Genomic DNA, 26,864 nt, shown 5'->3' with positions numbered 1-26,864 from the left:
CCGTGTCAGCCCTTGACCGCGCCCTGCATGATGCCGCCGACGATCTGCCGGCCCAGCAGGCCGAAGACCAGCAGCACGGGCAGCGTGCCCAGCAGCGTGCCGGCCATGATCACCGACTGGTCGTTGACGTATCCGCCGCCGAGCTGACGCAGCGCGACCTGCACGGTCGGCTCCTGCGAGGACAGCGCGATGATCGGCCAGAAGAAGTCGTTCCACGCCGTCATGAACGTGAGCATCCCGAGCACCGCCATCCCCGGCCGCGCGATCGGGATCACGATCGACCAGAAGATCCGGGCCGTCGACGCCCCGTCCACCCGGGCCGCCTCGATCAGCTCGTCCGGCAGCGACTGCACCAGGTACTGCCGCATGAAGAACACCCCGAACGCCGAGACCAGGCCCGGCAGGATCACCGCCTGGAGCTGGTTCACCCACTGGAGTTCGGCGATCAGCATGAAGAGCGGGATCACACCGAGCTGCGGCGGGATCATCATCGTCCCGATCGTCAGCGTCAGCAGCGCGCCCCGGCCCCGGAACCTCAGCTTGGCGAAGGCGAATCCGGCCAGGGTGCAGCACAGGACCGTGCCGATCGTGATCGAGCCGGACACGATCAGCGAGTTCAGCAGGGCCTTGCCGATGTCGGCCTCTTCGAGGACCGCGTCGAAGTTCTTGATGAGGTTCGGTCCGGGCAGCAGGCTCGGCGGCACCTGCGCCAGGTCCGCGTTGGACCTGCTGGCCGCGACGATCGTCCAGTAGAACGGGAACGCGGAGATCAGCAGCGCGACACCGAGGATGAGGTAGGAGAGCCAGCCGCCCTTCATCGTCCGGCCCGCCCCGCCACCCCCCTTGCGTAGCCGCTTGCGCGGCGGGTCCTGCGGCGGGCGGCCCTTCCCGGGCGCGGTCGGCGGTGCGGCGAGCGCGGTCATCGGCCGGCCTCCTTGGCGGCGCGGCGGCGCACGAGCAGGGCGTTGGCCCCGACGAGCACCACGATCAGGACGAACATCACCCAGGCGATGGCCGCGGCCCGGCCCAGGTGGAAGAAGCCCCAGCCCTGCTCGTACATGTACAGGCCGAGGGTCTGGTACTGGTGCGAGATGCCGCCGGAGATCGATCCTTCGAACAGCAGCGGCTCGCCGAAGAGCTGGGTCGCGCCGATCGTCGAGATGATCACCGTGAAGACGATCGTGGGACGGAGCCCGGGCAGCGTGACGTGGATGAACTGCCGCCAGCGCGACGCCCCGTCCATCTCCGCCGCCTCGTACAGCTCGTGCGGGATCGACTGCATGCCCGCCAGGTAGATCAGCGCGTTGTACCCGGTCCAGCGCCAGATCACGATGGTGGAGACCGCGATCTGCGAGGCGACCGTGCCGGTCTGCCAGTCCACCGGATCGAAGCCGACCAGCCCGATCACGTAGTTGATCAGCCCGAAGTCGCGGCCGAAGAGCTGCGCGAAGACGAGTGTGGCGGCGGCCACCGACGTGGCGTACGGGAGCAGGATCGCCGTCCGGATGAAGGTCCGGCCGCGCAGCTTGTAGTTGAGCAGGTGCGCCAGGCCGAGTGCCATCGCGAGCTGCGGGACCGTGGACAGCACGCCGATCGTGAACGTGTTGCGCAGCGAGATCCAGAAGTACTCGTCGGTGAACAGCGCCGTGTAGTTGGCGATGCCCCGCCACTCCATCTCGCCGCTCGTCTGGAGCTCGACCCGGTAGAGCGAGACGAACGCCGTGTAGAGGAGCGGGAAGAGCCCGAAGGCCAGGAACAGGGTGAAGAAGGGGGCGATATAGGCGTACGGGGAGGCCTTGCGCCAGGTGCGCCGGAGGGCGGCGGCCCGGCCGTCGTCGGGGCCGGGTCCGGTTCCGGGCGGGCGGGGCCCGGCCTTCGCGGTGGCGGTGAGGGACACGGAGCGGCCCTTCGGGATCGGGAGCGGGCTGGGGGCGGAGGGGAGGTACGGGTACGGGGGTGAGCGCCGGTCTCCGCCGTGCGCGGGCGGGATGCGTCCGGGCCCATCCGCCGTGTGCGAGCGGGAGAGGTACGGGGGTGAGCACCGGTCTCCGCCGTGCGCGGGCGGGGTGGGCCGGGCCCATCCGCCGTGCGCGGGCGGCACAGGTACGGGGGTGAGCGCCGGACTCCGCCGTGCGAGGGCGAGGAGACTCCGGGGTGCGCGGGCGAGGAGACTCCCGGGTGGCCGGGTGGCCGGGTGGCCGGGTGGCCGGGGGCCGGGGTGGCCGGTCTCCGCCGTGTGCGGGCGGGGGCGGGCGTGTGCGGGCGGGGCGGGCCCGGCCCGTCCGCCGTGTGCGCGGGTGGACGGGCCGGCCCCTGACCGACGGGGGGAGCCGGTGGGGCGGTGAGCGGCGTCAGCCGATCACGTTGTCCACGCCCTTCTTCGCCGTCTGCCACGCCTTGTCCGACGACACCCCCTTGCGCTCGACCTCGCTCAGCGCGTTCGTGATCTGCTGCATCACGTTCTGGTCGTGCACACCCAGCACCTGGACCGGGGACTCCTTGGCCGCCTCACCGAAGATCTGGCCGATCGGGGCGTTCGAGAAGTACTCGTCCTTCGCGCCCGCGATCGTCTCGATGGCGCCCGTCGAGGACGGGAAGTTCCCCTGCTTCTGGAAGACCTTCGCCTGCTGCTCGGGGGCGGTCAGCCACTCGATCAGCTGGTACGCCTCCTTCTTGTGCTTGGCCGCACGCGGGATGGAGAGGTACGAGCCGCCCCAGTTGCCCGCGCCGCCGGGGAGCTTCGCGATGTCCCACTTCCCCTTGCCCGCGTCGCCGGCCTGGCCCTTGACGTAACCGAGCATCCAGGCCGGGCACGGGATCGTCGCGAACGAACCGGCCGCGAACGCCTGGTTCCACTGCGGGGACCACTGGTCCAGCTTGGCGCTCAGACCCGCCTCGGCCGCCGCCACGGAGGTGTCCCAGGCCTCCTTGACCGCCGGGTTCTTCTCGTAGATCAGCTCGCCGGAGGCGTCGTAGTACCGCTCCTTCTCCTGGCCGATCATGATCCCGTAGAGCGAGCCGATGCTGTCCAGCCAGGCGCTCTTGGCGGGGGCCTTCTTCTTGTACTGCTTGCCCAGCTCCAGGTAGCCGTCCCACGTGGCCCACTTCGCAGCGAGCTCCTCGCGGTCCGTGGGCAGTCCGGCCTGCTCGAAGAGGTCGGTGCGGTAGCACATCGCCTCGGGGCCGACGTCCGTGCCGAGGCCGAGGATCTTGCCGTCCTCGGTGGTCGCCGCCGACCACTTGGCCTCGGCGAACTCGCCCTTGAGCTTGTCGGCGCCGAACTCCTTCAGGTCCTGGAACTTGTCGGACTGCTGCTGGGTGACCGAGGCGATGCGGCCCACCTCGACGCCCTGCACGTCGGCGAGACCGCCGCCGCCCGCCAGCCGGGTCTGGAGCGACTTCCAGTAGTCCGCCTCGTCCTGGGTGTCGCTCTGCTTGATCGTGACGTTCGGGTTGAGCTTCTGGTACTCCTCGTACAGCCCGGCCTCCTTGAAGCCGAAGGATCCGAAGAGGTCGACGTTGAGCGTGACCTTTCCGCCCGCGCTGTCGGAGGAGTCCGACGAGCCGCCGCCTCCGCAGGCGGCGAGGAGGGCGCCGGCGAGGACGACGGCGCCGAGGCGGGTGGTGGCTCTCTTGGCGGCTCGGGCGATGGGCATGGGAAGCCTCCCTTGGCTTCGGGATGAACCGAGCGCCTTGAGAGCGCTCTCAAACCTGCGTCTGGAGCGTCCCCCACCGCCCCCGCCCCGTCAAGACTCGAACGCATAACAGCTTGGGGTTACGGCCGGGGCCCATTCAACTGCCGTCTGTGTGCGTTCTCTTGACACCTACGTTTCAGGAGTTTTACGTTCCTTGGCACTTGAGAGCGCTCTCGAACGCGCTCCTCCCCCCCATGATCGAGGTGCTGCTCGTGCGAACCTCCCTCTCCAGACTGGCCCCCAAACTCGCCTCCAGACCCGCCGCGGCGACGCTCCTGGCCATCGCCGTGGCCGCCGTGGGCCTGGGCCCCGCCGCATCTCCCGCTGCCGCCGCCACCATCCCCGCCGGCGCCGGCAGCTACAGCGACTCCCGCCCCGCCGGTACCTCCGGCCCGACCACCAACACCGGCGCGCCCGTCACCCCCAAGCTCACCGCCGCCGCGCGGGACAAGCCGGTCCCGACCAACGACTGGTGGTCCTCGCTCGCCTACCAGCGCTACGGCGACAACCCGTACAGCACGCCCATGTACGGCCACCCGCTCACCTACCAGGCCAAGGTCTCCGGCCTGGAGGTCGGCTATCCGACCACGCCCGCGATCGTCGGCGACGGCCGCCAGTACGAGTACGCCCACAAGGCCGACCTCACCGTCGGCCTCAGCGGCCTGAACTCACCCGACACCAAGGCCGACGCCTGGTCCGACTGGACGGTCACGCCCTACTGGGCCGACGGCTCCCGCACCTTCCGGGCCACCATCGGCCACGGCATGCCCTTCGTGTACGCCAAGGGCTCCGGCGGCGACGCCCGCATCACCACCGCCTCCACGCCCACGGTCTTCTCCGACCAGGGCAACGTCCTCGGCATCACCGTCGCCGGGCACCACTACGCCCTTTTCGCCCCGACCGGCAGCGACTGGAACGTCTCCGGCACCGCGATCACCGCCGGTCTCGGCGGGAAGGACTACTTCTCGCTCGCCGTGCTGCCGTCCACGGACGCGCTGGCGACCTACAAGAAGTACGCCTTCAGCTTCGTCACCGGCTCCCAGGTGGCCTGGCAGTCCACCGGCGGCAACGTGCGGGCGACCTACAGCCTGACGACCGAGGCCAAGGAGGGTGCCGAACGCGGCACGCTCCAGGCCCTCTACCGCCACCAGTGGCTGCACACCACCGACGCGCTGACCCCTTACACGTACGTGTCACCGCGCGGCACGATGAAGGTGCGCGAGTCCGCCTCCTTCACCACCAGCCAGAAGAACAACGGCGTCGTGCCCGCGCTGCCCGCCTCCAGCGGCGTCGACAAGGCCCGGTTGACCGGCTATCTCAACGAGGTCGCGAACGCCTCCGACCCGTTCTCGGGGGCCGCCGACACCTACTGGACCGGCAAGGCCCTCGGCCGTCTCGCCCAGCTGGTGCCGATGGCCGACCAGATCGGCCAGACCGCCACCCGCGACAAGCTCCTCGGCCTGATGAAGGGCCGGCTCCAGGAGTGGTTCACGGCGGGCGGGGCCGCTGAGTTCAGCTACGACAAGGACTGGAAGACCCTCACCGGCTACCCGGCCTCGTACGGCAGCGACACCGAGCTCAACGACCACCACTTCCACTACAGCTACTACGTCTACGCGGCGGCGATCATCGCCCAGTACGACCAGGCCTGGGTCGCCGACTCGGCCTGGGGCACGATGATCAAGCACCTGATCCGCGACACCGCCAACGCCAGCCGCACCGACTCCGCCTACCCCTTCCTGCGCGGCTTCGACGTGTACGCGGGCCACAGCTGGGCCTCCGGGCACCAGGGCTTCGGGGCGGGCAACAACCAGGAGTCCTCCTCCGAGTCCATCAACCTCAGCGCGGGACTCGTCCTCCTCGGCGCGGCCACCGGCGACACCAACCTCCGCGACCTCGGCAGCTACCTGCTGACCACCGAGTCCGAGGCGATCACCCAGTACTGGTTCGACGCCGACCAGCAGGTCTTCCCCGCCTCCTTCGGCCACGACACGGTCGGCATGGTCTGGGGCAGCGGCGGCGCGTACGCCACCTGGTGGACCGCCAACCCGGAGGAGATCCACGGCATCAACGTCCTCCCGGTGACCGGCGGTTCACTCCACCTGGCCCGCGAGAAGGCGGCCATCAAGCGGAACATCGCCGAGATGGAGCGCGAGAACGGCGGCCCCGCCCAGGAGTGGCGCGACCTGCTCTGGGAGTTCGAGTCGCTGGCGGACCCGGCGGCCGCGAAGGCCAAGTGGGACGCGGCGAACGGGAACTACGGGCCGGAGCAGGGTGAGTCCAAGGCGCACACCTACCACTGGATCACCACCCTGAACGCGGTCGGCGCGCCCGACATGACGGTCAGCGGCGACCTGCCCACCTCCGCCGTCTTCTCGAAGGACGGCATCCGCACCTACACCGCCCACAACCACGGCTCCACCGCTCGTACGGTCACCTTCTCCGACGGCAAGACCCTCGCCGTACCGGCCCGTTCGACGGCCACGAGCACGGGCCCCGGCGGCGACCCCGGCCCGGACCCGGACCCGGACCCGCCGACCGGCAACACCTTCCGCCTCAAGTCCGGCGGCGTCCTCACCACCGCCACCACCGACCCGGCGGGCGCGGACACCGTCGTCTCGGCCGACGGCGTCAACCGGGACGGCACCCCGTACCGGCCGACCGTCTACGAGGTGAAGAAGGTCAACGGCAAGGTCGCCCCCGGCGCGGCCACCGCGTTCCGCCTCCGGGTCGACGCGGGCACGAAGGTCGGGCTCGCCTCGCAGGTCCGGGTCAGCTACGACCTCACCGGCGACGGCACGTTCGACCGGGCCGAGACCTTCCGCTACTTCGCGACCGACCCGGTCAACGGGTGGGAGGAGTACACGCAGGCGGTCGGTACGCGGGCCGTCACCGGGAGCCTGGGCGAACTGAAGAACGGCACGGTCCGCCTGGAGGTCTGGAACGCGCTCGGCAGCGGCACGTCGCAGGTGCAGACGGGCACGGACGCGGCTGTCCTGAAGATCCCGTACGTGTAGGTCGAGCGGGATCCCGTACGTGTGGGCCGCGCGGACCCGTATGCGTGGGTCGCGCGGACCCATCCGGACAGCCGGACAAGTGGCGGGATCTGTACGTGTAAGACGTGCCGGTACGGGCACGATTCGGGCGGCGGGTCTTCGGCTCCTCAGGGCGGAGGCCCGCCGCACTCCGTGTCGGGCACTTCTCGTCGAACCGCCGCCCGGACAGGGCCCGGGGCTGTCAGGCCGAGGCCCGACGCACCAGTGTCGTCGGGGTGATCACCGATTCGGGCGCCGGGCCGCTGCCCGTACGGTCCCGGTCCAGGCCGCGCAGCAGCAGGCGGGCCATCAGCCGGCCCTGCCCCTCGATGTCCTGGCTGACCGTGGTCAGCGGCGGATCGGTGGTCCCGGCCACCGAGTCCATGTCGTCGAACCCGACGATCGCCACCTGCTCCGGCACGGCCACCCCGCGCTCCCGCAGCACGCGCAACGCACCCGACGCCATCAGGTCGTTGGCGGCGAACACCGCGTCCAGGTCGGGCCGCCGCTCCAGCAGCTCCGCCATCGCCCGCGCCCCGCTCTCCACGGTGAACGCGCCCTCGGCGACGAGCGTCGGGTCCACGTCCAGCAGGACGTCCCGGTAGCCGTCGAGGCGGTCCATCGCCGAGGTCTGGTCGGGCGGTCCGCCGATGTGCGCGATCCGCTCCCGCCCGAGGTCCTTCAGATACCGCACGGCCACCCGCGCGCCGCCCCGGTTGTCCGCGTCCACATACGGGGTGGCCTGGTCCCCGGGATCGGCGGTCCAGCTGGGCCGGCCCCCGTACACCGTGGGAATCCCCGCCCGCCGGGTGATCGCGGGCAGCGGGTCGTCGGTGTGCAGCGAGAACGCGAGCGCCCCGTCGACGTGTCCGCCGGACAGATAGCGGGCGATCCGGTCGAAGTCTCCGGGCCCCTCCACCAGCAGCAGGACGAGCTGGGTGTCGTGGGCGGTCAGCTCCTTGCTGATGCCCCTGATCTGCTGGGAGAAGAAGGGGTCGGAGAAGAACCGCGTCTCCGGCTCCGCGATGACGACGGCCACCGCTCCCGTCCGCCGGGTCACCAGGGTCCTGGCCGCGTGGTTCGGGATGTAGCCCAGCTCGTCGACCGCCTGGAGCACCTTGTCCACGAGCGGCTTGCGGACTCCGTCGCCCCCGTTGACGACCCGGGAGGCGGTGGCCCGCGACACCCCCGCGCGTGCCGCGACGGCTTCCAGGGTGGGCCGGGACCCGGGGGACTGCTCGGGCAAGGCGATCGCTCCTCGTTGACGGGGGCGGCGATACGCGGGCTGGTGCGTGGGGGTGCGCGGGTGCTGTGCGCGAGCTCGGTGTCGCCGCCGGATCGTCTACAGCCTATCGCCGGGCTCCGACAGCGCTGAGAGCGCTCCCAGGCGAGCCGGGGGACGGGTGCGGGGCCGGCCTGGGTGGCAGCTCGGCGGCGGCCGCGTGAAGGTAACCGTCGGTAGTGGTGAAGCGGTTGCCCGAACTGCGCCTCTTCCGGGCCAACTGCGCGTTGGACACGCTGGGTATGCATGGCCATCACTCAGAGTGGAAGGTGTGCGGCATGGAAGCGATGGAGCGGCGCAGGGCGGCGGCGGACCGGGTGCGGGTGGCGGAGGACGCCGTGGAGCGGTTGAAGGAAGGGCTTGCGGAGTTCGGGGTGAAGCTGCCGTCCCTGCGGATCGATCCGGTCTCGTGTGCGGGTGACGAACCGGCGCCCTGGTCGACCTGGGCCGCTGCAACATCGACACCGCGTTGCGGTTGTGCGAGGTGCTGGCGGAGAAGGAGAGCGGTCATGACGGGTGACGGATGCGGGCCGGGTGCGCCGGAGGCGGGCGGGTTCGCGGTGGACGCGCGGGACGGGCGGGTCGGCCGGGTGCTGGGCCGCTCCGGGCCGAACGTGCGGCTGCGGCCGCCCGGCGGTGGGCCGGAGTGGGAATGCCCGCCGGAGGCGGTACGGCCGGCGTCACCGGGAGTGGTGCTGCGGGCCCGGGTGACGGAGATCAACAGGGAGGGGCAGTTGCCCCGTTGAGGGCGCGCGGGGCGCCATGCGCGAGGCGGCGGGGCCGACCCCTCCTCGGGGCCGGGCCCGCCGCCGTTCAGGGGGCGTACGCCGGGTCACATAATGCGGTACGCCAGGTAGTACGCGGACAGTTGCTCGTGGTAGCCCGGGTCGTCCGCCTGCCGGTGGCGGTCGAACTCCGGCGATTCCTTGACCTGTTCCTTGGTGAGGTCGACGTAGACCTTCCGGTCCTCGGTGTCGATGCGCTGCACCGTGCCCGCGGGCAGCAGGACGTCCTTGCCGAAGATCCAGACTCCGGTGTCGACGAGCAGATAGGCCGAACCCACCTCGTCGGAGTACTTGTCGACCTTTCCGATGCTGCCGTCGGTGGCCTCGACCGCATAGCCGGTCAGGTCGGCGCCCACGGTGTGACCGCTCGACGGCTGATAGCCCCAGAGGGAGTCGCTCATTGTGGCTCCTTTCGCGAAGGTCGCCCAGCGCATTCATGTCTGACGGCATGTCTGGCGAAATGTCTGGTGGATCGAAAATGCACTTCTGATTGATCCACCGAATGATATTTCCGCTGAACTTCGTGTGCCCGGGGAGGGGCGGCGTACACCTGGGCGGTGCCGCATATCAGCGGCGGATGCTGGGAGAGGCGACTACCAGCGGTACCACCGGCCCCGTCGGCCGCCACTCGCGGCGGGACGGACGAAGAACCCCACGAGCCACAGCACCAGGACGATCACGGCTATCCACCAGAGGGCCTTGACCGCGAAACCGATACCGAAGAGAACCAGGGCGAGCAGAAGAACGAGAAGCAGGGGAACCATGATGATCAACCTCCGGAAATTCAGGTTCCCGCTTATGTTTTTCCTACACGTGGAGCGCGCCAAGGGATCTCCCCGGGCCCGGAAAGGGGGAAGGGTGGGCAATCGCCCACCAGCGGTGGTTGCCGCGCGTTCTCCTGTACGGGCCACTCGTTCGTGGGACGTGGGAGGAACGGCGGGCAGCCGTGAAAGCCCCGATCTAGCCTCGTCGGCAAGGCCACGGAAGAAGGGACCCGCGATGACCGCAGCGTTCGTCGAGAACGGCCAGGCTTCGGATGGGCGCGCGTGGGACTACCTGCTGCAGACATGGCGTGAACTGGACGTGCCCGAGGGGTGGCGCGCCGAGATCGCCGAGGGGCAGATCGTCTTGGTACCACCGCCGCACGCGCACCACAACGGCATCGCCGCCAAGGTGCGGCGCAGGCTCTACGCGACGCTGCCCGAGGACCTGGAGATCTACCAGACCCTCGGCGTCCACGTCGCCCCGCTCGGCAAGCTGTACGTCCCCGATCTGGTCGTCATGCCGACCGAGCTGATCGCGGCGGCCGATCCGGAGATCAGCGATCCGATGGACGCCTCGGAGGCGTTGCTCGTCGTCGAGATCACCTCGCGGGGCAACGCGCGGGAGGACCGCACCAAGAAGTACCGCGCGTATGCCCGCGCGGGAGTCCCGATGTACCTGCTGATCGACCGGTTCGACACCCGGGGGCCGATGGTCACGCTGTTCACCCAACCGAACGAGGACGGCACGTACAAGCACACGGACGCGGTGCCGTTCGGCAAGCCGCTGACCGTGCCGCCCCCGTTCGACGTGCAGTTGATGACGGGGGAGTTTGACGACAGGGCCTAGGCCCGTCTTCTAGAGCGTTTCCGCCGACGGGCGGGTGACCACCTTGATGTTGAAGGTGTGGGACCCCACCCCGCCCGCGATCCCCATGAAGAGGAACGCGAAGTGCTCCTGGCCGCGCGCCGTGGTGATGCCGCCGATGTCGAGCTGGGAGGACTCCGGCCACCCGAGGTCCGTGAGCAGGCGGCCGGTGGTGCGCTTGGCCTCGGCGTCGTCGCCGGAGAGGAAGACCGTGCCCGGCTCGGTGAGTTCGCCCGGGGCGGTCATGGTGGTGGAGTCCATCGTGCAGAGCGTCTTGACGACGGGAGTCAGGGGGAACGCCTCCTGGATCAGTTCGCCCAGGCTGCTGTTGGGGTGGGTGAGCGCGCTGAAGTCGTCGGAGAGGCCGACGCCGACGTCGATCAGCGGTGTGCCGGCCAGCGCCGGCGCCCCGATGGAGTGCAGCAGGTCCACGGAGACCCCGCCAGGAGTGGCGTTGACCAGCACCTCCGCGTGGGCGGCCGTCTCGTCGAGGCCGGCGACGGGCAGTCCGAGGCCGGTGCGTTCTTCGGGCCGACGTGATCCGAGGAGGACGTCGTGTCCTGCGGCGCGCCAGCCGTGGGCCAGGGCGCGGGCGACATTTCCGGTACCGAGAAGTCCTATACGCATGGGGGAGACGCTAGCCAGCGGGGCCCCGGGGCGTATCGGGCTGGAGACCGGGGCGGGGCGGCACCTGAGGCCTAGGCCGACAGGGCCTAGTCCGCAGGACGCCCCTGTGCGTGAGGCGGTCCCGGGGCCCGCCCGCACCGGTCACGTCCGTCGTCTCTCTGCGGTAACCGGCCGCCGTAGGCGTACGGGCGGCGGCGCAGGACGCCCCCGGCTCGCCCGCCGGGACAGGCGGGAGAACCGGAGGCGTGCCGGGCAGACCAAGGGCCGGGGGGCGGGGTCAGACTCCCGCCGGGGCCTTGGCCGGGGAGGTGCCGGGGTCCGTGCCGTCGGAGGCGGAGCCGGAGCCCGTGCCGGCGGGGGCGGCCGGAGCGGTGGCCGGGTGGGTGTTGCCCGTGGCGGCGACCGTGGACGGGGCCGGTTCCTGGGAGACATTGAACTCGGCCAGCAGGTCCTTGCCGAAGCCGAAGAAGTACGTCGCGACGAACCCGGCGACATAGCCGACGAGCAGGCCGCCCGCGTAGATCGCGATCGTCGAGCCCAGGCCGTGGTTGCCGTCGAGGAGGGGGAACAGGGCCCAGCCGGACGGGCCGATGGCCGTCGAGCCGACCGTGTCGCCGAGCTGGTTGAACAGGCCGACGAAGCCCGCGCCGAACGCGCCGCCGACGCACGCCGTGACGAACGGGCGGCCGAGCGGGAGCGAGACGCCGTAGATGAGGGGCTCGCCCACGCCCAGCAGGCCGGCCGGGAGCGCGGACTTGATGGTGCGGCGGATCGACTCGTTGCGGGGGAGGCGGAAGTAGACGGCCACGGCCGCGCCCACCTGGCCCGCACCGGCCATCGCGAGGATCGGGAGCAGGACCGTGTAACCCTGCTGCTCGATGAGCGTGGTGTGGATCGGGATCAGCGCCTGGTGCAGGCCCAGCATCACCAGGGGCAGGAACAGGCCGCCGAGCACGAAGCCCGCGCCCGCGCCGCCGTTGGACAGCAGCCAGTCGGCGAACGTGCCGATCGCGGAGGAGACCTCACCCGCCACGTACATCAGGCCGAAGATCGTCACCAGGCCGGAGATCAGCACCGTCAGGGTCGGGGTGACCAGGACGTCCAGCGCCTCCGGCACCCAGCGGCGGCACCACTTCTCCACGTACACGGCGAGGACCGCCGCGCCCAGCGCGCCGAGCACACCGCCCTGGCCCGGGGAGAGCGTCTGGCCGAAGGCGTCGATGTTCGCGACGCCCGGGAAGACGATGATCGCCGCCACCGCACCGCCCAGGATCGGCGTACCGCCGAACTCCTTCGCCGTGTTGTAGCCGACGAACACCGCGATCAGCGCCATGAAGCCGGACGCCATCGCCGCCAGTGCGGGTGTCACGGCGGGCAGCCACTGGAGGTTCACCAGCAGGCCGTTGAGGCCCGCGATGATCCCGCAGCCGATGAGCGCCGGGATCAGCGGCACGAAGATGTTGGCGATCTTGCGCAGGAACAGCTTGAACGGGGTGGCGTTCCTCGCCTTCCGCTGGGCCTTGATCGCCGCGCCCTGGGCCGCCAGCTCCTCGGCGGAGACGGGGGCCGTACCGGGCTCGGGGGCCGGTTCGGGCGCGGCCTCGCGGGCCTCGGCGACCAGCCGCTCGAACTCCGGGGTGACCCGGGCGACGGTGCCCGGGCCCAGCACGATCTGGTACGTGTCGTCCTCGACGACGCCCATCACGGCGGGCAGGGCCTTCAGCGCCTCGTCGTCGACGAGGGACCGGTCGTGCAGCCCGAGGCGGAGCCGGGTCATGCAGTGGGCGATGGAGGCGACGTTCGCCCCGCCGCCGACGAGCGGCAGGATCGCGGCGGCGGTGGCGCGGTTCTTGTCTTCTGTGGCCATGGTGCTCGGTGCCTTGCTGTGCGGGGGGTGGGGCGGGGTACCCGGGTGGGTCAGGTGGTGCGTACGGCCGTGAGTGCGGCGCGGAGGTGGCCGTCCGCCTCGGTGAGGCGGGTGGCGGCGGTGGGTCCGTCGACCTGGCCGAGGATGACCAGGATCGCGTTCTTGACCTCGCCGTCGGTGGCGGCGAGCGCGGCCTCGATCTCGGCGTCGGACGCGCCGGTGGCCAGGGAGACGATGTGCCGGGAGCGGGCCCGCAGCTTCTCGTTGGAGGCGCGGACGTCGACCATGAGATTCCCGTACGTCTTGCCGAGCCGGATCATCGTGATCGTCGAGATCATGTTGAGGACGAGCTTCTGGGCCGTGCCCGCCTTCAGCCGGGTCGAGCCGGTGAGCAGCTCGGGGCCGACGACGACCTCCAGGCCGTGTTCGGCGGCGGCGCCGAGCGCGGAGCCGGCGTTGCAGGAGAGCCCGATGGTCAGGGCGCCCTGAGCACGGGCGTGCTCGACGGCGCCGATCGCGTACGGCGTGCGGCCGGAGGCGGAGATGCCGACCACCGTGTCGTCGGCGGTCAGCTTCAGCCCGTCGAGGTCGGCGGCGGCCAGCTCCTTGCTGTCCTCCGCGCCCTCGACGGCCGTGACCATGGCGGAGGGGCCGCCCGCGATCAGGCCGATGACCTCGGAGGGGTCGGTGTTGAAGGTGGGCGGGCACTCGCTGGCGTCCAGCACTCCGAGGCGGCCCGCGGTGCCCGCGCCCGCGTAGATCAGCCGGCCGCCGCGGGCCATGCGCTCGGCGGTGGCGTCGATGGCCGCGGCGATCTGCGGCAGCCGCTCGGCGACGGCGGCCGGGACGGTGGCGTCCTCGCCGTTCATGATGCGGGCGATCTCCCGCGTGGACTGCCGGTCGATCTCGGCCAGCTCGGGGCGGAACGCCTCGGTGGTGAGGGTGGCCAGCTGGGCGCGGAGTTCGCCGTAGGTCCCGGAGGCCGCGGCGGTGTCGGTGTTCGCGTCGGTGGTGGAGGTCATGAGGTGCGGCTCAGCTTTCTCGGTGTTCTCGGTCTCGTACGCGTACGGGTGGTGCGGGGCCCCGGCAGTGGTCGTGGCCGGGGCGGTCAGCGGGTGCGCGGGTTGTGGCGGTGGGCGAGCGCCTCGTAGGAGGCGGCCAGGGCGGGCGCGGCGGTCTCGTACGTCCGCTGCGCGACGCCTATGAACAGACAGTCCACGACGAGCAGCTGGCTGGTGCGGCTCGACATGGCGGCGGGGCGCAGCTCGCTCTCGCGCGCGGTGGACGTGGTCAGCACGTGGTCCGCGTACTGCGTCACGGGCCCGTCGGGCCGTCCGGTGATCGCGATCGTCGTCGCCCCGCGGTCGAAGGCGACCCGCAGCGGCTCGATGACGTCGCCGGTGGAGCCGGAGTGCGTGATCGCGATGGCCACGTCGCCGGCGCGCAGCTGCACGGCGTTGGTCACCGCGAGGTGCGGGTCCATGTGGGCGTGGGCGATCAGCCCGATCCGGAGGAGCTTCTGTGCCAGGTCCTGGCCGACGAGGGAGGACGCGCCGATGCCGTAGACGTCGATGCGGCGGGCGGTCGACGCGGCGGCGACGGCGGCCCCCAGCTGTACGGTGTCGAGCCCGGCGGCGGTGTCGGCGAGGGTCTGCTGCTCGTCGTAGGCGAGCTTGGCGACCACGTCGGCGATCGGGTCGTCCACCGCGATGTCGGCGGTGACGGCGGGGGCCCGGCCGGACTCCTGGTGCGCTGCGAGGCCGGCCAGCGCCAGGCGCAGATCCCGGTAGCCGGGGTAGCCGAGGAGCCGCGCGGTGCGGACGACGGTGGCTTCACTGGTGCCGGTGAGCTCGGCGAGACCGGTGACGGTGAGGGCGGCGCATCCTGCCGGGTCGCCCGCCACGGCTTCGGCGACCAGCTGCATCGAGCGGGTCATGGAGGGGACGAGGGTCCGGACCTTCGCGGCGAGGGCCGCGGGGGCGGGCGGGGAGTCGCCGCTGAAAATTTCCTTCACGTCACTGGTCACATCTGAAAGATATTTTCAACCGGGGTGTCCGTCAACCCCTCTTTGGTCCCTACCTCTGACAGCCGCCACCGGCGCCCCCGGACCGGGGCCGGGACCGCCCGGGCACCCCCGGTACTGCCGGGGGCGGGCCCTTTCGCGCGCGGGCGCACAATGGGGGCATGCTGTTGAACCCCCTGGAGCAGGCCCTGCACACCGCCCGCGCGCTCGTCATGGCCGACCTGGCGGCGGGCGGCGTCGCCGAGGCGGACATCGTCTCGCTGGTCGAGGACGCGGTGACGCACCGCCGCTGGTGGGTGGAGCAGTGGCCGGAGGGGGCGGAGTTCGTGGCCGGTCTGATCGCCCAGGACGTGCAGGACGCGCTGCTGGAGCGGTACGGGCGGTGGCCGCTGTGCCCCGCGTGCTCGGCGGAGGAGGAGCCGCACGCGCTGGACGTGGAGCCGGAGCTCGGGCCCGACCCGCACTGGGTGTGCACCAAAGCGGCCGTGGCGGTGGCGCCGGTGGGGGCGCTGGGCGAGGTGCTGCGGCGGTGACGCTCTACATCGACCCGCCCACCTGGCCCGGACACGGCCGCCTCTGGTCGCACCTGGTCAGCGATGTGTCGTTCGAGGAGCTGCACGCCTTCGCCGCCGCGATCGGCTGCCCGCCGCGCGCCTTCGAACGCGACCACTACGACGTGCCTCAGGCGCACTACACGGACGCGGTGCGGGCCGGGGCGCGGGAGATCGGCTCGAAGGAGCTGGTCAGGCGCCTGACGGACGCGGGACTGAGGAGGCCGAAGGGGAGGCCGGCGCCGGGCGGCCGTCCTTAGGGCCTTCCGCCCCGGGAGCCGTCGTGCTCTTCGCGATCAGCCGTGACCGCGACCGGCCGCTCCGGCCGCCGCCGCGCTGGAGGTGCAGCGCCACCCCCACCGCAGCCAGGGCCAGGGCCGTCATCGCGGCGCCCGCCCACGCCGTGGACGCGAAGCCGAAGTCCAGGTCGATCACCGTGCCGCCGAGCCAGGGCCCACTCGTGTTGCCCAGGTTGAACGCCGCCGTCGTGGTGGCCCCGGCCAGCGTCGGGGCGGCTCCGGCCACGTTGAACATCCGGGCGTTCAGCGCGGGGGCCGTGAAGAAGGCGGACAGGCCCAGCAGGAACGCCAGCGCGACGACCGCGACCTGGCTGGAGGCGAAGAGGGCCAGCGCCACCAGGAACACCGTGGACGCCGTGATGCCGCTCAGCAGCACCCCGAAGAGGTGCGCGTCCGCGACCCGGCCGCCGATCATGGTGCCGATCAGCGCGCCCGCACCGAACAGGCCGAGGATCCACGGCACCCAGCCCGAGCCGAGGCCCGCCACGTCCGTGAGCAGCGGCGCCAGGTAGCTGAACGCGCAGAACACCCCGCCCGCCGCCAGCGCGGTGATCACGATGGCCAGCCAGACCTGCCGGTCCCGGTAGATCGCCAGCTCCCGCTTGAGCTCGGGCCTCTTCTCGGGCAGCGGGATGTGCGGGATGCGCGTGGCGACGCCGACCAGGGCCACCGCCGAGGCCGCGCCGACCGCCCAGAACGCCGAACGCCAGCCGAAGTGCTCGCCGAGGAAGGCCCCCAGCGGCACGCCCAGCACGTTCGCGACGGACAGGCCGCCGATCATCACGGCCATGGCCCGCGCCCGCTGGTTCACGGGGACCATCGCGATGGCCACGGCCGCGCCGACCGCCCAGAAGCCCGCGCAGGCGAGCGCGCTCAGGACCCGGGAGACGAAGAGGATCTCGTACGTCGGCGCCAGCGCACCGGCGATCTGGCCGAGGCCGAACACCGAGATCAGCGCGATCAGCGTGGTGCGGCGCGGTAGCCGGAGCGTGGCGACGGCCAGCAGCGGGGCGCCGACCACCATGCCGATCGCGAACGCGGATATGAGGAGCCCGGCCTGCGGGATCGACACGTTCATGTCCTCGGCGATGGGCGGGAGCAGGCCCGACAGCATGAACTCGCTGGTGCCGAGTGCGAAGACCGAGAGGCCGAGAATGTATACGGCCAGCGGCATGGGGGAGCGGCGGGAGGGAGAGTCGGGCATGACTCGTCCCAACGCCGGAGAACGTTTTCGCATTCCCGGCGCCGGACGAGATCGGGCCTGTTCACCCGTGCTTCACACCCGCGTCACGCGGGGTGGCTTCATACCCGCGTCACGCGGGAAGGGCGTGCGGTCCACGCGGAAAGGGCGTGCGGCTCACGCGGGAAGGGCGTGCAGCTTCTTGCCGTGCAGGGCGAAGACGCGCTTGCCGTCGGTGGCCACCAGCCAGGCGTGGTAGTCGCCGGACCTGTCGTTGAACGTCCAGCGCAGGCCGCCCGCCTTGGCGTCGAAGGCGTGGACGCCGCCCTGCTTGTCGAGGTCGGTGGCCCCGTAGAGAGTGCCGCCCACCTTGACGAACTGCCGGGGCACCTGCCCGCCCGCGTCCTTGAGGGCCGTGGACTGCCAGATCTTCTTGCCGGTCCCCGGCTCGACGGCCCACAGCGTCCGGCCGCTGTCCGCGATGTAGAGCACGTCCTCCAGAAGGGTCGGCTCCCGGAAGGTGGTGAACTCCTCGGCCCGCACGGACCACTTCTCGGACCCGTCGGACAGCGCGAAGGCCTGGAGCCGCTGCCCCTGCGGGACGATCACCAGATCCTGGTGGACGACGAACGGCCCGTAGCTCGTCTTCGTCGTCTTCTGTGTCCACACCTGCTTGCCGGTGGCGGTGTCGCGGACCGTGAGGTTGTTCTTGAAGTCGGTGTAGACGAGATAGCGGCCCTGTACGGCGGCGTGGACGCCGTTCTGCTGGGTGCCGAGGTCGCGCTGTTCCTTCCAGGCGACCTTGCCCGTGCCGCTGTTCAGCGCGGCGATCACATTGGTGCGGGACGAACCGTCGGCCTCCAGGATCTCGGCGATGACGTACACCTGCTCCGCGTCCACCGCGACCGGCCTCGGCTGCCGGTACTCCTTGCCGAGGCGGCTGCGCCAGGTCTCCTTGCCGGACCCCGGGACGTAGCCGGCGACGCTGCCGTCGTACTTGCCGCTCTCCAGGTACAGGGTGCCGTCGCCGAGCAGCAGCGGCGCCCCGGGCACCGCGCCGCCCGGCAGCGACCACCGCTCCTCGCCGGTCGCGCCGTCGAAGGCGGTCAGCGGATCGCCGCTCGCGATCACCACGCCGTCCACGGCCACGAGCTCGTCGTTGTCCCCGTAGGTCTGCGCCGACGTCGACTTCGTCCACAGCGGCTCGGGGGCCTTGCCGTCCTCGGACGCCTTCCCGTCCTCGGGGGAGGCGCCGCGCGGCGACGGCGTGCTGCCTTCGCCGCCCGTCGCGAGCTCGTCCTCGCAGCCGGTCAGCCCGGCTCCGAGCGCTGCCATCGTGATCCCGCCGCCGGCCAGCCGCAGTACGCGCCGCCGGGAAGATCTGCCGACCGTCGTGCCGAGTCCCTTGGACATGTCGCTGTACCCCCGTGGAGTTGTGTGTGCATCTGCGATGCGAGACGTTAGCGGTCGCCGGGGTTCACCGGTCGGGCCAGGGCGCGACCGGGACGACACCGTGAACGAACCGGAACATTCACCGGGCGGTCGTCACCGGGCGGTGGTCGCCGGGCGGTCGTCACCGGCCGGCGGTCACCGGCCGGTGGGGCGGACCCATGGTCAGCCGGCGCCGGACGTCGTCAGCAGCTCCAGCTCCGTCCCCAGGTTGTGCCGGGCCCGCGCCTCCCACGCGGCGGCGCCGTGCGGGGTACGGAACAGTCGCGGCAGGTCGAGGAGTTGCCGCAGCACCGCCGCCCGGCCCTCCCGGAACGCCCCGTCCGGGACGAAGCCGTACTCCTCCCGGACCCGGGCCGCGTACGCCCCGTACTCCTGCGGGCCGCCCGCCAGGACCGCGAGGTCGGCGTCGCACAGCGCCTCGCCGTTGCGGTCGCCGTCCGCCGGGTCGTGCGTGACGGTGAGGCGGACCAGCCGGGCGACCTCCGCGACCACCGCCTCCGGCACCCCCGCCTCGGCCAGCGCCCGCTCGGCGAGGGCGGCGCTGCGCTCCTCGTTCTCCGTTCGGTCGGGCCGGTACACCGCGTCGTGGAACCAGGCGGCGAGGCGTACCGCGTGCACGTCATCGGCGTGCCCGGCGAGGGTGTCGACGCCGTCCAGGACGGCGGCCAGGTGGGCCGTGGTGTGGTAGCGGCGCTGCGGCTCGGCCCAGCGGGCGAGGAGGTTCTCGGCGTAGGGCAGCGGATCGGGGCCGTACGCCCCGGCGCGCGCGGCCACCAGCGTGTCGTGCCAGCGGTCCCGGAGGCCGGCCTCGGTGTCGCGGTCGGAGCCCTGGGGCGGGTGGGGGCTGTGGTGGTCCGTCATGGGGGCGACTTTAGGACGTACGGGTTCGGGGGAGGGGGTACGAGGGGTTCCGCCCACCGGACCGGCCCTTGTCGCTTGGCCGGGAACCGCTCTACCGTGCGCCCGTGATGGTGACTCCACCCACGCGTAAATGCGCGGGCTTCCTGCGTCGGTGGCCAGGCCGCCGCGTAGAGGACCAGCCCGGCCCTGCTGAGGACGTTCGTCGCGCCGACGTGGTCCGCGTTCGCCGTGAACCCGCACGCCGTGCATGCGAACTTCGCTTGGGTGACGCGGTTCCCCTTCGCGGCATGCCCGCATTCGGTGCACGTGCGGGAGGTGTTGCGCGCGTCCACCGGGACCACCAGGCGACCGGCACTCTCAGCCTTGTTCGCCAGGATTCCGATGAACTGCGCCCAACCCGCGTCGAGGATACTGCGGTTGAGTCCGGCCTTCGCGGCAGCACCGTTCGGCAGGAAGCCGCCGAGCCGGTCGGGGTCGGGCTTGGGGGCGGGGCTCTTGGTCATGCCCGCTGTGTTCAGCCGTTCATGCGCGATCACGTCGTGCTCACGAACCAGCGTGCGCGCGGTCTTGTGGTGGGAGTCGGCGCGCTGCCTCCGGATTCTGTCGTGCAGCTCGGCGACCTTCCGGGCGGCGGCCCGGTGTGCTGTGGTGCGCTGCCGTGTCCGCTTGGGCAACGTCGCGAGGTGCCGCTGCGCTTCGGCCAGTTCGTCGGCCATCGCTCGGAGGAAGCGCGGGTTGCCGACGTGTTCGCCGTCCGAGGTGGTCAGGAAGTGTGCGACGCCCATGTCGATACCGACGATTGCCCCGGTGGGCGGCAGCTCCTCGGCGGGCACCTCATCACAGGCGAGGACGACGTACCAGCGGGTTCCCTCGCGCTTCACGCTGATCGTCTTGACGCGGCCCTGCACGGGCCGGTGCTGGTGCACCCGGACGTGCCCCACGCCTTGGAGGCGGACGCGGGTCTGCCGGTCGTGCGGAGTGGAGTCCCAGCGACAGCCGTCCCCGTCCTTGGGGAAGGTGACGGTGTCGAAGTGGCCGACGCCCTTGAAGCGTGGGTAGCCCGGTGTCCGACCGGCCTTGACGCGGCGGAAGAACGCCTGAAATGCCTTGTCGAGGCGGCGCAGGGTGGCCTGCTGCGAGGAGAACGACCAGCGCCCTTGACGCTCGGGGTCGAACGCGCGGACCTCCTTGAGCTGCGCGGACTGGTCCCCGGTACTTAACGCTCGTCTTCGAGGTGTGGCGGTAGGCGTCGCGCCGCTCTTGCAGGGCGCCGTTGTACAGCGAGCAGTGATCACGCAGTATGTCGCCCAGTGCGACCGCCTGACGGGCCGTGGGGCGCAGGAGGAACTTGTACGCGCGAATCACGAGCCGTCCCCCTTCTTCCACGGGCGTTCCCACTGGGTGTCGATGTACTTCTCGACCGTCGCCGCCGAGACGGCGCCGACCGATGCCGCGAAGTACGACGACGACCACAAGGTGGGCATCCGTGACTTCAGGTGCGGGAACTCCTCGCGCAGTACACGGGAGGTGAAGCCCTTGAACTGGTTGGCCACGTACGAGGTCGACGACTTCGGGTCGTGCTTCACGAACAGGTGGACCTGGTCGGGCATCACCTCAAGGGCGTCACAAGAGCACTATGCACACACCACATGTCTAGTGTGGCAGAAAGGTCGACCCAGGTGAACAGCGCGGATCCATGCACACAGCCGATGACAGAACAGAGCTCAGAACCCATTCCCCACCCTGCTGAAGCGGGGCGCCCCCTGGCTAGGTTGTTGATGGATCTCAACGCCGACCTCGGCGAGGGCTTCGGCAACTGGACCCTGACCGACGACGACGCGCTCCTCGCCTGTGTCACGAGCGCCAACGTGGCCTGCGGTTTCCACGCGGGCGACGCCTCCGTGATGCGGCGGGTCTGCGACGCGGCGGCGGCCGGCGGGGTACGGATCGGGGCGCAGGTCTCCTACCGGGACCTGGCCGGCTTCGGGCGCCGGTCGATGGACGTGCCGCCCGCCGAGCTGACCGCCGAGATCGCGTACCAGATCGGCGCGCTGCGGGTCTTCGCGGAGGCCGCCGGGTCCACCGTCTCGTACGTCAAACCGCACGGCGCGCTCTACAACCGGGCGGTCTGGGACGACGACCAGGCCGCCGCCGTCGTCGCGGGCGTCCGGCTCGCGGGCGGAGACCTGGCCGTGCTCGGACTGCCCGGATCGCGGCTGCTCGACCGTGCGGCCGAGGCCGGACTGCCCGCCGTCCAGGAGGCCTTCGCCGACCGCGCGTACACCCCGCGGGGCACCCTCGTCCCGCGCGGCGAGCCGGGCGCGGTGATGCACGACCCGGACGACGTCGTACGCCGGAGCGTCGGCATGGCCGTCGAGCGGGCGGTGACCGGTGTGGACGGCACCCGGATCCCCGTCTCGGCGCGCTCGCTCTGCGTCCACGGGGACACCCCGGGCGCGGCGGCCCTCGCCCGCCGGGTGCGGGCGGCGCTGGAGGAAGCGGGCGTCGCGGTACGGGCGTTCACGTGAGCGCCCGTGCGGTCGGCCCCGCTCCGGCGCGGGCGCTTCCGGGCGAGGTGCGTGTCCTTCCCGCCGGGCCGCACGCGCTTCTCGTCGAGCTGGCCGACGGCGAGCACGCCGAGGCCTTCCACGCCGAGCTGCTCCGCCGCCGCGAGCGCGGTGAACTCCCCGCCGTACGCGAGATCGTCCCGGCCGCTCGCACCGTCCTGATCGACGGGATCCTCGACGGGAGCGCGGGCGGGGTTGGGAGGCGCGCGCCCAGCGCGCGGGACCGGTTCGCCCGGGACCTCGCCTCGTGGCGGGTGGAGCCGCCGCGGCGCGAGGGGCTCGACCCGGTGGAGATCCCCGTCGTCTACGACGGCCCCGACCTCGACGAGGTCGCCGCGCTCTGGGGCGTCCCGGCCGGGGAGGTGGCCGCCCTGCACTCCCGTACCGCGTTCCGGGTGGCGTTCTGCGGGTTCGCCCCCGGGTTCGGCTATCTCACCGGGCTGCCGGAGCCGTTGCACGTGCCCCGGCGCACGACCCCGCGCACCCGGGTCCCGGCCGGGGCGGTGGCCCTCGCCGGGCCCTACACCGGGGTGTACCCGCGCCCCTCGCCCGGCGGCTGGCAGCTCGTCGGGCGGATGCCGGACCCGGGGGCCCTGTGGGACCCGGCCCGGGAACCGGCGGCGCTGCTCGCGCCGGGGACGCCGGTCAGATTCGTGCCGGTGGGGTCGGGCGCGTGACGCCGCCCGCCGGCCTCCGGCTGTACAGGTCGGGCGCGTGATGCCGCCCGTCGGCCTCCGGCTGTACGGGGCGGGCGCGTGACGCCGCTCGCCGGCTTCCGGCTGTACGGGGCGGGCGTGTGATGCCGCCCGTCGGCCTCCGGCTGTACGTCGTCCGGGCCGGGGCGCTGACCACCGTGCAGGACGCGGGCCGCCCCGGCTGGGCGCACCTCGGGGTCGGGCGCGCCGGGGCGCTGGACGCGCCCGCCGCCCGGCTGGCCAACCGGCTGGTGGGCAATCCGCCGGACGCCGCCGTCCTGGAGACCACCCTCACCGGGTGCGCGGTCCGCCCGGACCGGCCGGTGGTGGCCGTGGTCGGCGGGGCGGGCTGCGGGGTGACGGTCGACGGGCGGCCGGTGGCGTGGGGAGCGCCGGTGCGGGTGCCGGCGGGCGCGGTGCTGGACGCGGGCCCTGCCGTCGACGGTCTGCGCGGCTACCTGGCGTTCGCGGGCGGGCTGGTGCCGGAACCGGTGCTGGGCAGCCGCTCGGCGGACCTCCTCTCGGGGCTCGGGCCCGCCCCGCTGAGCGCGGGCGACGTGCTCCCGCTGGGCGATCCGGCGTCGGGCGGTCCGCCGCCCGCCGGCCCCGTTCCCTGGCCCGGGGCCCCCGCCGAGCTGGTGCTCCCGGTCCACCCCGGGCCCCGCCACGACTGGTTCACCGGGGCCGCGCTCCGTACGTTCCTCACCGCCTCCTACCGGGTCTCCCCGCACACCAACCGCATCGGCCTGCGCACGGAGGGCCCGGCGCTGGAGCGGTCCCGCACGGGGGAGCTGCCGAGCGAGGGCATGGTCCTGGGCGCGGTCCAGGTGCCGCCGGACGGCCGGCCCGTCGTCTTCCTCAACGACCATCCGACGACCGGCGGCTACCCGGTCGTCGGCGTCGTCCCCGAGCGGGCCCTCGCCGCGGCGGCGCAGGCGGTGCCGGGGACCCGGCTGCGTTTCGTCCGCGCGTGAGCGCGGGGGGACCGAAAGGTCCCCCCGCGCTCAGGTGCCGTGCTTGGGGCCTCACGCGCCCTTGAAGGTGCGCAGTCGCAGGGAGTTGCCGACCACGAAGACGGAGGAGAAGGCCATCGCCGCTCCGGCGAGCATCGGGTTGAGGAGCCCGGCGGCGGCCAGCGGGAGAGCGCCGACGTTGTAGGCGAACGCCCAGAACAGGTTGGTGCGGATGGTGGAGAGGGTGCGGCGGGCGAGGCGGATCGCGTCGGCGGCGGCGTTGAGGTCGCCGCGGACGAGGGTGAGGTCGCCGGCCTCGATGGCGGCGTCGGTCCCGGTGCCCATCGCGAGGCCGAGGTCTGCCTGGGCGAGGGCCGCGGCGTCATTGACCCCGTCCCCGACCATCGCGACCGAACGGCCCTCGGCCTGAAGGCGCTTGACCACGTCGACCTTGTCCTGCGGCATGACCTCCGCGTACACCTCGTCGATGCCGACCTCGGCCGCGACCGACTCCGCCACGGCCCGGTTGTCGCCGGTGAGGAGGATCGGGGTCAGACCGAGGGCGCGGAGCCGGCGGATGGCCTCGGCGCTGGTGTCCTTCACCGCGTCGGCGACCTCCAGCACCGCGCGCGCCTCGCCGTCCCAGGCGACGGTGATCGCGGTGCGACCGGCGGCCTCCGCGGCCTTCTTCGCCTCGGCGAGGTGGTCGGGGAGACGGATCTCCCACTCGGCCAGGAGCTGTTCGCGCCCGACGAGGACGGCGTGGCCCTCGACGATGCCCTGGACGCCGAGTCCGGGGACGTTCTGGAAGTCCTCGGGGGTGGGGAGGGGACCCGTGGCGTCGGCGGCCGCGATGGCGACGGCCTGGGCGATGGGGTGCTCGGAGGCGTTCTCCAGCGCTCCGGCGAGCCGCAGGACTTCGGCTTCGGTGGTGGTGCCGGTGGCGTGGGTGGTCTGGAGGGTCATGCGGCCCGTGGTGACGGTGCCGGTCTTGTCGAGGACGATGGTGTCGACGCGGCGGGTGGTCTCCAGGACTTCGGGGCCCTTGATGAGGATGCCGAGCTGGGCGCCGCGGCCGGTGCCGACCATGAGGGCGGTGGGCGTGGCGAGGCCGAGGGCGCAGGGGCAGGCGATGATGAGGACGGCGACGGCCGCGGTGAAGGCGGCGGTGAGTCCGGCGTCGTTGCCGAGCCAGAAGCCGAGGGTTCCCAGGGCGAGGGCGATGACGATGGGGACGAAGACGGCGGAGATGCGGTCGGCGAGGCGCTGTGCGGAGGCTTTGCCGTTCTGGGCGTCCTCGACGAGGCGGGCCATACGGGCGAGCTGGGTGTCGGAGCCGACGCGGGTGGCTTCGACGACGAGGCGGCCTCCGGCGTTGAGGGTGGCTCCGGTGACGGTGTCGCCGACGGTGACCTCGACGGGCACGGACTCACCCGTCAGCATCGAGGCGTCCACGGCGGACGCGCCCTCGACCACGGTCCCGTCCGTCGCGATCTTCTCCCCGGGACGGACCAGGAAACGGTCCCCGACCTGCAACGAGGCGGTCGGGATCGTCGTCTCGACGCCGTCGCTCAGGATCGTGACCTCCTTCGCCCCCAGCTCCATGAGCGCCTTCAGCGCCGCCCCGGCCTTCCGCTTCGAGCGTGCCTCGAAATAGCGCCCGGCGAGGATGAACGCCGTCACCCCGGCCGCGGCCTCCAGGTAGATGTTCGCGGCGCCGTCGCTGCGGGCGATGGTCAGCTCGAAGGGGTGCGTCATCCCGACCATGCCCGCGGTCCCGAAGAACAGCGCCCACAACGACCACAGGAACGCGGCCGACGTGCCGATGGAGATCAGCGTGTCCATCGTGGCCGCGCCGTGCTTCGCGTTGGTCCAGGCGGCACGGTGGAAGGGCCAGGCGGCGTAGACGACGACCGGGGCCGTCAGCGTCAGGGAGAGCCACTGCCAGTAGTCGAACTGGAGGGCCGGGATCATCGCCATCGCGATCACCGGCACGGCGAGGAGGACGGCGGTGACCAGGCGCTGGCGCAGGGAGGTGAGCCCGTCGTCCTCGGCCTCCGCCGCCGGGTCCGTACCCTTGCTCCCGGGGGAGGCGGTGGACGCGGGCGGTGCGGGTGGCCGGGCGGTGTAGCCGGTGGCCTCGACGGTCGCGATCAGGTCCTCGACGGACACGTCGGCGCCCAGGTACGTGACCTTCGCCTTCTCGGTGGCGTAGTTCACCGTGGCCTCGACGCCGTCCATCCGGTTGAGCTTCTTCTCGATACGGGCCGCGCACGAGGCGCAGGTCATCCCGCCGATCGCGAGCTCGACCGCGGCGGTGTCGGCGCCGGAGCCGGCAGCGGTGGGGGCGGTGGTGACGGAGTGCGCGGACACGGGGTCCTCCCTGAAGCTGTCCGAATACCCCTAGGGGGTATCTATTTCTCTCCTCATGTATACCCCCCGCCCCTATGAAGTGCAAGGGCTGGGCGCGGCGAATACGCCCGTTCCGCGCCGGTGTGCGCCCGTTCCGCACCGGCGGGCGCGACGGCGCGCGTCACTCGTTTGCGGGGTCGGCTCGCGCGTCGTCGCGGTCGTGCGTTGAGATAGAGGGCTGCGCTGCCCGTCTACCGACCCGTAGGCTGGCCATTGGACTAGACCTATAGCTGCGTATCGGAGGAATGGGGACCCATGAGCAACCGTGCAGTCCTGGAGGTGATCGCTCTCGACGCGGAGGACGCGGTCGCTGCCCAGGCCGGTGGTGCAGACCGCCTCGAACTGGTCACCGACATGGCCGCCGACGGTCTGACCCCGTCGCGGGAGACCTTCGCGGCGATCAGGTCCGCCGTGGACATCCCGCTGCGCGTGATGCTCAGGGTGGCGGACGGCTTCGCCGCCGGTGACATCGACGTACTGGTCGGCAAGGCCCGCGAGATGCGGGAGGCGGGAGCCGACGAGTTCGTGTTCGGCTTCCTCGACGGGGAGGGCCACGCCGACCTCGTCGCCGTCGAGCGGCTCGTCGCCGAGCTGGACGGCTGCCGGTGGACGTTCCACCGGGCCATCGACCGGGCCACCGACCGCGACGCCCTGCGCAAGCAGCTCGCGGAACTGCCGGGCCTCGACACGTTCCTCACGGCGGGCTCGCCGGACGGGGTGGACGCCGGAATCCCGGTCCTCCTGGCCGAGGCGGCCCGTACCGGCGAGCCGGGATACCAGGCGAAGGTCCTGGTCGGCGGCGGCCTCCACCTGCGGCACCTGCCCCGACTGCTGGCCGCGGGGATCGACGCCGTCCACATCGGCGGCGCCGCCCGGCCCGGCGGCTGGTCGGCCCCGGTGGAAGCGGCAGCCGTACGGGAGTGGCGCGAGGCGCTGGACGCCTGAGCCGCG

24 protein-coding genes and 2 pseudogenes are annotated in these 26,864 nt (G+C 72.1%); 9 read left to right on the top strand and 17 right to left on the bottom strand.

Annotated elements, in window-relative coordinates:
• Positions 1-5: 5 nt before the first annotated feature.
• The 3 genes from AC3CH1_RS11555 to AC3CH1_RS11545 all read right to left on the bottom strand — a co-directional run bounded on the left by AC3CH1_RS11555 (position 6) and on the right by AC3CH1_RS11545 (position 3,656).
• Complete coding sequence (locus AC3CH1_RS11555; RefSeq protein WP_488462815.1) at positions 6-923, bottom strand: carbohydrate ABC transporter permease; 918 nt, start codon at positions 921-923, stop codon at positions 6-8.
• A complete protein-coding gene (locus tag AC3CH1_RS11550; RefSeq protein WP_488462814.1) occupies positions 920-1,897 on the bottom strand; it encodes a carbohydrate ABC transporter permease in 978 nt (325 codons plus the stop codon). Before AC3CH1_RS11550 ends, AC3CH1_RS11555 begins: the two co-directional genes overlap by 4 nt.
• Positions 1,898-2,351: 454 nt before the next feature.
• Positions 2,352-3,656 carry an ABC transporter substrate-binding protein gene (locus tag AC3CH1_RS11545; RefSeq protein WP_488462813.1) on the bottom strand — a complete coding sequence of 435 codons (1,305 nt, stop codon included), beginning with the start codon at positions 3,654-3,656 and terminating at the stop codon, positions 2,352-2,354.
• A gap of 233 nt (positions 3,657-3,889) precedes the next feature.
• Here AC3CH1_RS11545 and AC3CH1_RS11540 point away from each other — a divergent pair, with 233 nt between their 5' ends.
• Positions 3,890-6,712 (top strand): glycosyl hydrolase, encoded by a 2,823-nt coding sequence (locus tag AC3CH1_RS11540; protein ID WP_488462812.1) that lies wholly within the window; start codon positions 3,890-3,892, stop codon positions 6,710-6,712.
• Between the two features lie 220 nt (positions 6,713-6,932).
• Here the strand turns inward: AC3CH1_RS11540 and AC3CH1_RS11535 are convergent, their stop codons facing one another.
• Positions 6,933-7,976 (bottom strand): LacI family DNA-binding transcriptional regulator, encoded by a 1,044-nt coding sequence (locus AC3CH1_RS11535; protein WP_488462811.1) that lies wholly within the window; start codon positions 7,974-7,976, stop codon positions 6,933-6,935.
• Positions 7,977-8,265: 289 nt separating this feature from the next.
• A complete protein-coding gene (locus tag AC3CH1_RS11530) occupies positions 8,266-8,523 on the bottom strand; it encodes a hypothetical protein (RefSeq protein WP_488462810.1) in 258 nt (85 codons plus the stop codon).
• Between AC3CH1_RS11530 and AC3CH1_RS11525 the strand changes: the two genes are divergently transcribed.
• Complete coding sequence (locus tag AC3CH1_RS11525; protein WP_488462809.1) at positions 8,522-8,758, top strand: hypothetical protein; 237 nt, start codon at positions 8,522-8,524, stop codon at positions 8,756-8,758. The two genes, AC3CH1_RS11530 and AC3CH1_RS11525, sit on opposite strands and share 2 nt — an antisense overlap.
• Before the next feature lie 86 nt (positions 8,759-8,844).
• Here the strand turns inward: AC3CH1_RS11525 and AC3CH1_RS11520 are convergent, their stop codons facing one another.
• Entirely contained in the window at positions 8,845-9,198 is a 354-nt protein-coding gene (locus AC3CH1_RS11520) for a PRC-barrel domain-containing protein (protein WP_488462808.1), read from the bottom strand.
• Positions 9,199-9,390: 192 nt separating this feature from the next.
• Positions 9,391-9,561: a DUF5670 family protein gene (locus AC3CH1_RS11515; RefSeq protein ID WP_488462807.1), complete on the bottom strand. Its 171-nt coding sequence runs from the start codon at positions 9,559-9,561 to the stop codon at positions 9,391-9,393.
• 235 nt (positions 9,562-9,796) lie between these two features.
• On the opposite strand from AC3CH1_RS11515, the gene AC3CH1_RS11510 reads away from it, so the two are divergent.
• Positions 9,797-10,408: a Uma2 family endonuclease gene (locus tag AC3CH1_RS11510; protein ID WP_488462806.1), complete on the top strand. Its 612-nt coding sequence runs from the start codon at positions 9,797-9,799 to the stop codon at positions 10,406-10,408.
• 9 nt (positions 10,409-10,417) lie between these two features.
• Here AC3CH1_RS11510 and AC3CH1_RS11505 read toward each other — a convergent pair whose 3' ends face one another.
• The 4 genes from AC3CH1_RS11505 to AC3CH1_RS11490 all read right to left on the bottom strand — a co-directional run bounded on the left by AC3CH1_RS11505 (position 10,418) and on the right by AC3CH1_RS11490 (position 14,946).
• On the bottom strand, positions 10,418-11,053 hold the full coding sequence (locus tag AC3CH1_RS11505) for an NADPH-dependent F420 reductase (RefSeq protein ID WP_488462805.1): 636 nt from the start codon (positions 11,051-11,053) through the stop codon (positions 10,418-10,420).
• A gap of 277 nt (positions 11,054-11,330) precedes the next feature.
• A complete protein-coding gene (locus AC3CH1_RS11500) occupies positions 11,331-12,920 on the bottom strand; it encodes a PTS transporter subunit EIIC (protein ID WP_488462804.1) in 1,590 nt (529 codons plus the stop codon).
• A 50-nt stretch (positions 12,921-12,970) separates the two neighbouring features.
• On the bottom strand, positions 12,971-13,942 hold the full coding sequence (gene murQ, locus AC3CH1_RS11495; protein ID WP_488462803.1) for an N-acetylmuramic acid 6-phosphate etherase: 972 nt from the start codon (positions 13,940-13,942) through the stop codon (positions 12,971-12,973).
• A gap of 86 nt (positions 13,943-14,028) precedes the next feature.
• Positions 14,029-14,946: a MurR/RpiR family transcriptional regulator gene (locus AC3CH1_RS11490; protein WP_488462802.1), complete on the bottom strand. Its 918-nt coding sequence runs from the start codon at positions 14,944-14,946 to the stop codon at positions 14,029-14,031.
• Positions 14,947-15,104: 158 nt separating this feature from the next.
• On the opposite strand from AC3CH1_RS11490, the gene AC3CH1_RS11485 reads away from it, so the two are divergent.
• Both AC3CH1_RS11485 and AC3CH1_RS11480 read left to right on the top strand, forming a co-directional pair.
• A complete protein-coding gene (locus tag AC3CH1_RS11485) occupies positions 15,105-15,476 on the top strand; it encodes a hypothetical protein (RefSeq protein WP_488462801.1) in 372 nt (123 codons plus the stop codon).
• Positions 15,473-15,754 carry a DUF4031 domain-containing protein gene (locus AC3CH1_RS11480; protein ID WP_488462800.1) on the top strand — a complete coding sequence of 94 codons (282 nt, stop codon included), beginning with the start codon at positions 15,473-15,475 and terminating at the stop codon, positions 15,752-15,754. The genes AC3CH1_RS11485 and AC3CH1_RS11480 overlap by 4 nt, the downstream gene beginning before the upstream one ends.
• Here the strand turns inward: AC3CH1_RS11480 and AC3CH1_RS11475 are convergent.
• The 5 genes and pseudogenes from AC3CH1_RS11475 to tnpA all read right to left on the bottom strand — a co-directional run.
• Positions 15,687-16,967 (bottom strand): Cmx/CmrA family chloramphenicol efflux MFS transporter, encoded by a 1,281-nt coding sequence (locus tag AC3CH1_RS11475; RefSeq protein ID WP_488463477.1) that lies wholly within the window; start codon positions 16,965-16,967, stop codon positions 15,687-15,689. The two genes, AC3CH1_RS11480 and AC3CH1_RS11475, sit on opposite strands and share 68 nt — an antisense overlap.
• Positions 16,968-17,150: 183 nt before the next feature.
• Entirely contained in the window at positions 17,151-18,386 is a 1,236-nt protein-coding gene (locus AC3CH1_RS11470; RefSeq protein ID WP_488462799.1) for an outer membrane protein assembly factor BamB family protein, read from the bottom strand.
• Between the two features lie 201 nt (positions 18,387-18,587).
• Positions 18,588-19,286: an HD domain-containing protein gene (locus AC3CH1_RS11465; RefSeq protein ID WP_488462798.1), complete on the bottom strand. Its 699-nt coding sequence runs from the start codon at positions 19,284-19,286 to the stop codon at positions 18,588-18,590.
• A 158-nt stretch (positions 19,287-19,444) separates the two neighbouring features.
• A pseudogene (locus tag AC3CH1_RS11460) lies at positions 19,445-20,651 on the bottom strand (RNA-guided endonuclease InsQ/TnpB family protein); the annotation flags it as partial.
• Positions 20,648-20,908, bottom strand: a pseudogene (tnpA, locus tag AC3CH1_RS11455) (IS200/IS605 family transposase); the annotation flags it as partial. The pseudogenes AC3CH1_RS11460 and tnpA, both read right to left, overlap by 4 nt.
• Positions 20,909-21,064: 156 nt before the next feature.
• Between tnpA and AC3CH1_RS11450 the strand changes: the two are divergent.
• The 3 genes from AC3CH1_RS11450 (at position 21,065) to AC3CH1_RS11440 (ending at position 23,522) form a co-directional block, all read left to right on the top strand.
• Positions 21,065-21,814 carry a LamB/YcsF family protein gene (locus tag AC3CH1_RS11450; RefSeq protein WP_488462797.1) on the top strand — a complete coding sequence of 250 codons (750 nt, stop codon included), beginning with the start codon at positions 21,065-21,067 and terminating at the stop codon, positions 21,812-21,814.
• Positions 21,811-22,530 carry a 5-oxoprolinase subunit B family protein gene (locus AC3CH1_RS11445; RefSeq protein ID WP_488462796.1) on the top strand — a complete coding sequence of 240 codons (720 nt, stop codon included), beginning with the start codon at positions 21,811-21,813 and terminating at the stop codon, positions 22,528-22,530. The genes AC3CH1_RS11450 and AC3CH1_RS11445 overlap by 4 nt, the downstream gene beginning before the upstream one ends.
• A gap of 122 nt (positions 22,531-22,652) precedes the next feature.
• Positions 22,653-23,522, top strand: a complete 870-nt coding sequence (locus tag AC3CH1_RS11440; protein ID WP_488462795.1) for a 5-oxoprolinase subunit C family protein — start codon at positions 22,653-22,655, stop codon at positions 23,520-23,522.
• Between the two features lie 51 nt (positions 23,523-23,573).
• Here the strand turns inward: AC3CH1_RS11440 and AC3CH1_RS11435 are convergent, their stop codons facing one another.
• A complete protein-coding gene (locus AC3CH1_RS11435; RefSeq protein ID WP_488462794.1) occupies positions 23,574-25,874 on the bottom strand; it encodes a heavy metal translocating P-type ATPase in 2,301 nt (766 codons plus the stop codon).
• Positions 25,875-26,168: 294 nt separating this feature from the next.
• Between AC3CH1_RS11435 and AC3CH1_RS11430 the strand changes: the two genes are divergently transcribed.
• Entirely contained in the window at positions 26,169-26,858 is a 690-nt protein-coding gene (locus tag AC3CH1_RS11430; protein ID WP_488462793.1) for a copper homeostasis protein CutC, read from the top strand.
• The last annotated feature ends 6 nt before the right edge of the window (positions 26,859-26,864 follow it).

The organism is Streptomyces sp. MGP-P1 (genome assembly GCF_057766565.1).
This window is presented reverse-complemented; position numbering and strand designations above follow the sequence as displayed.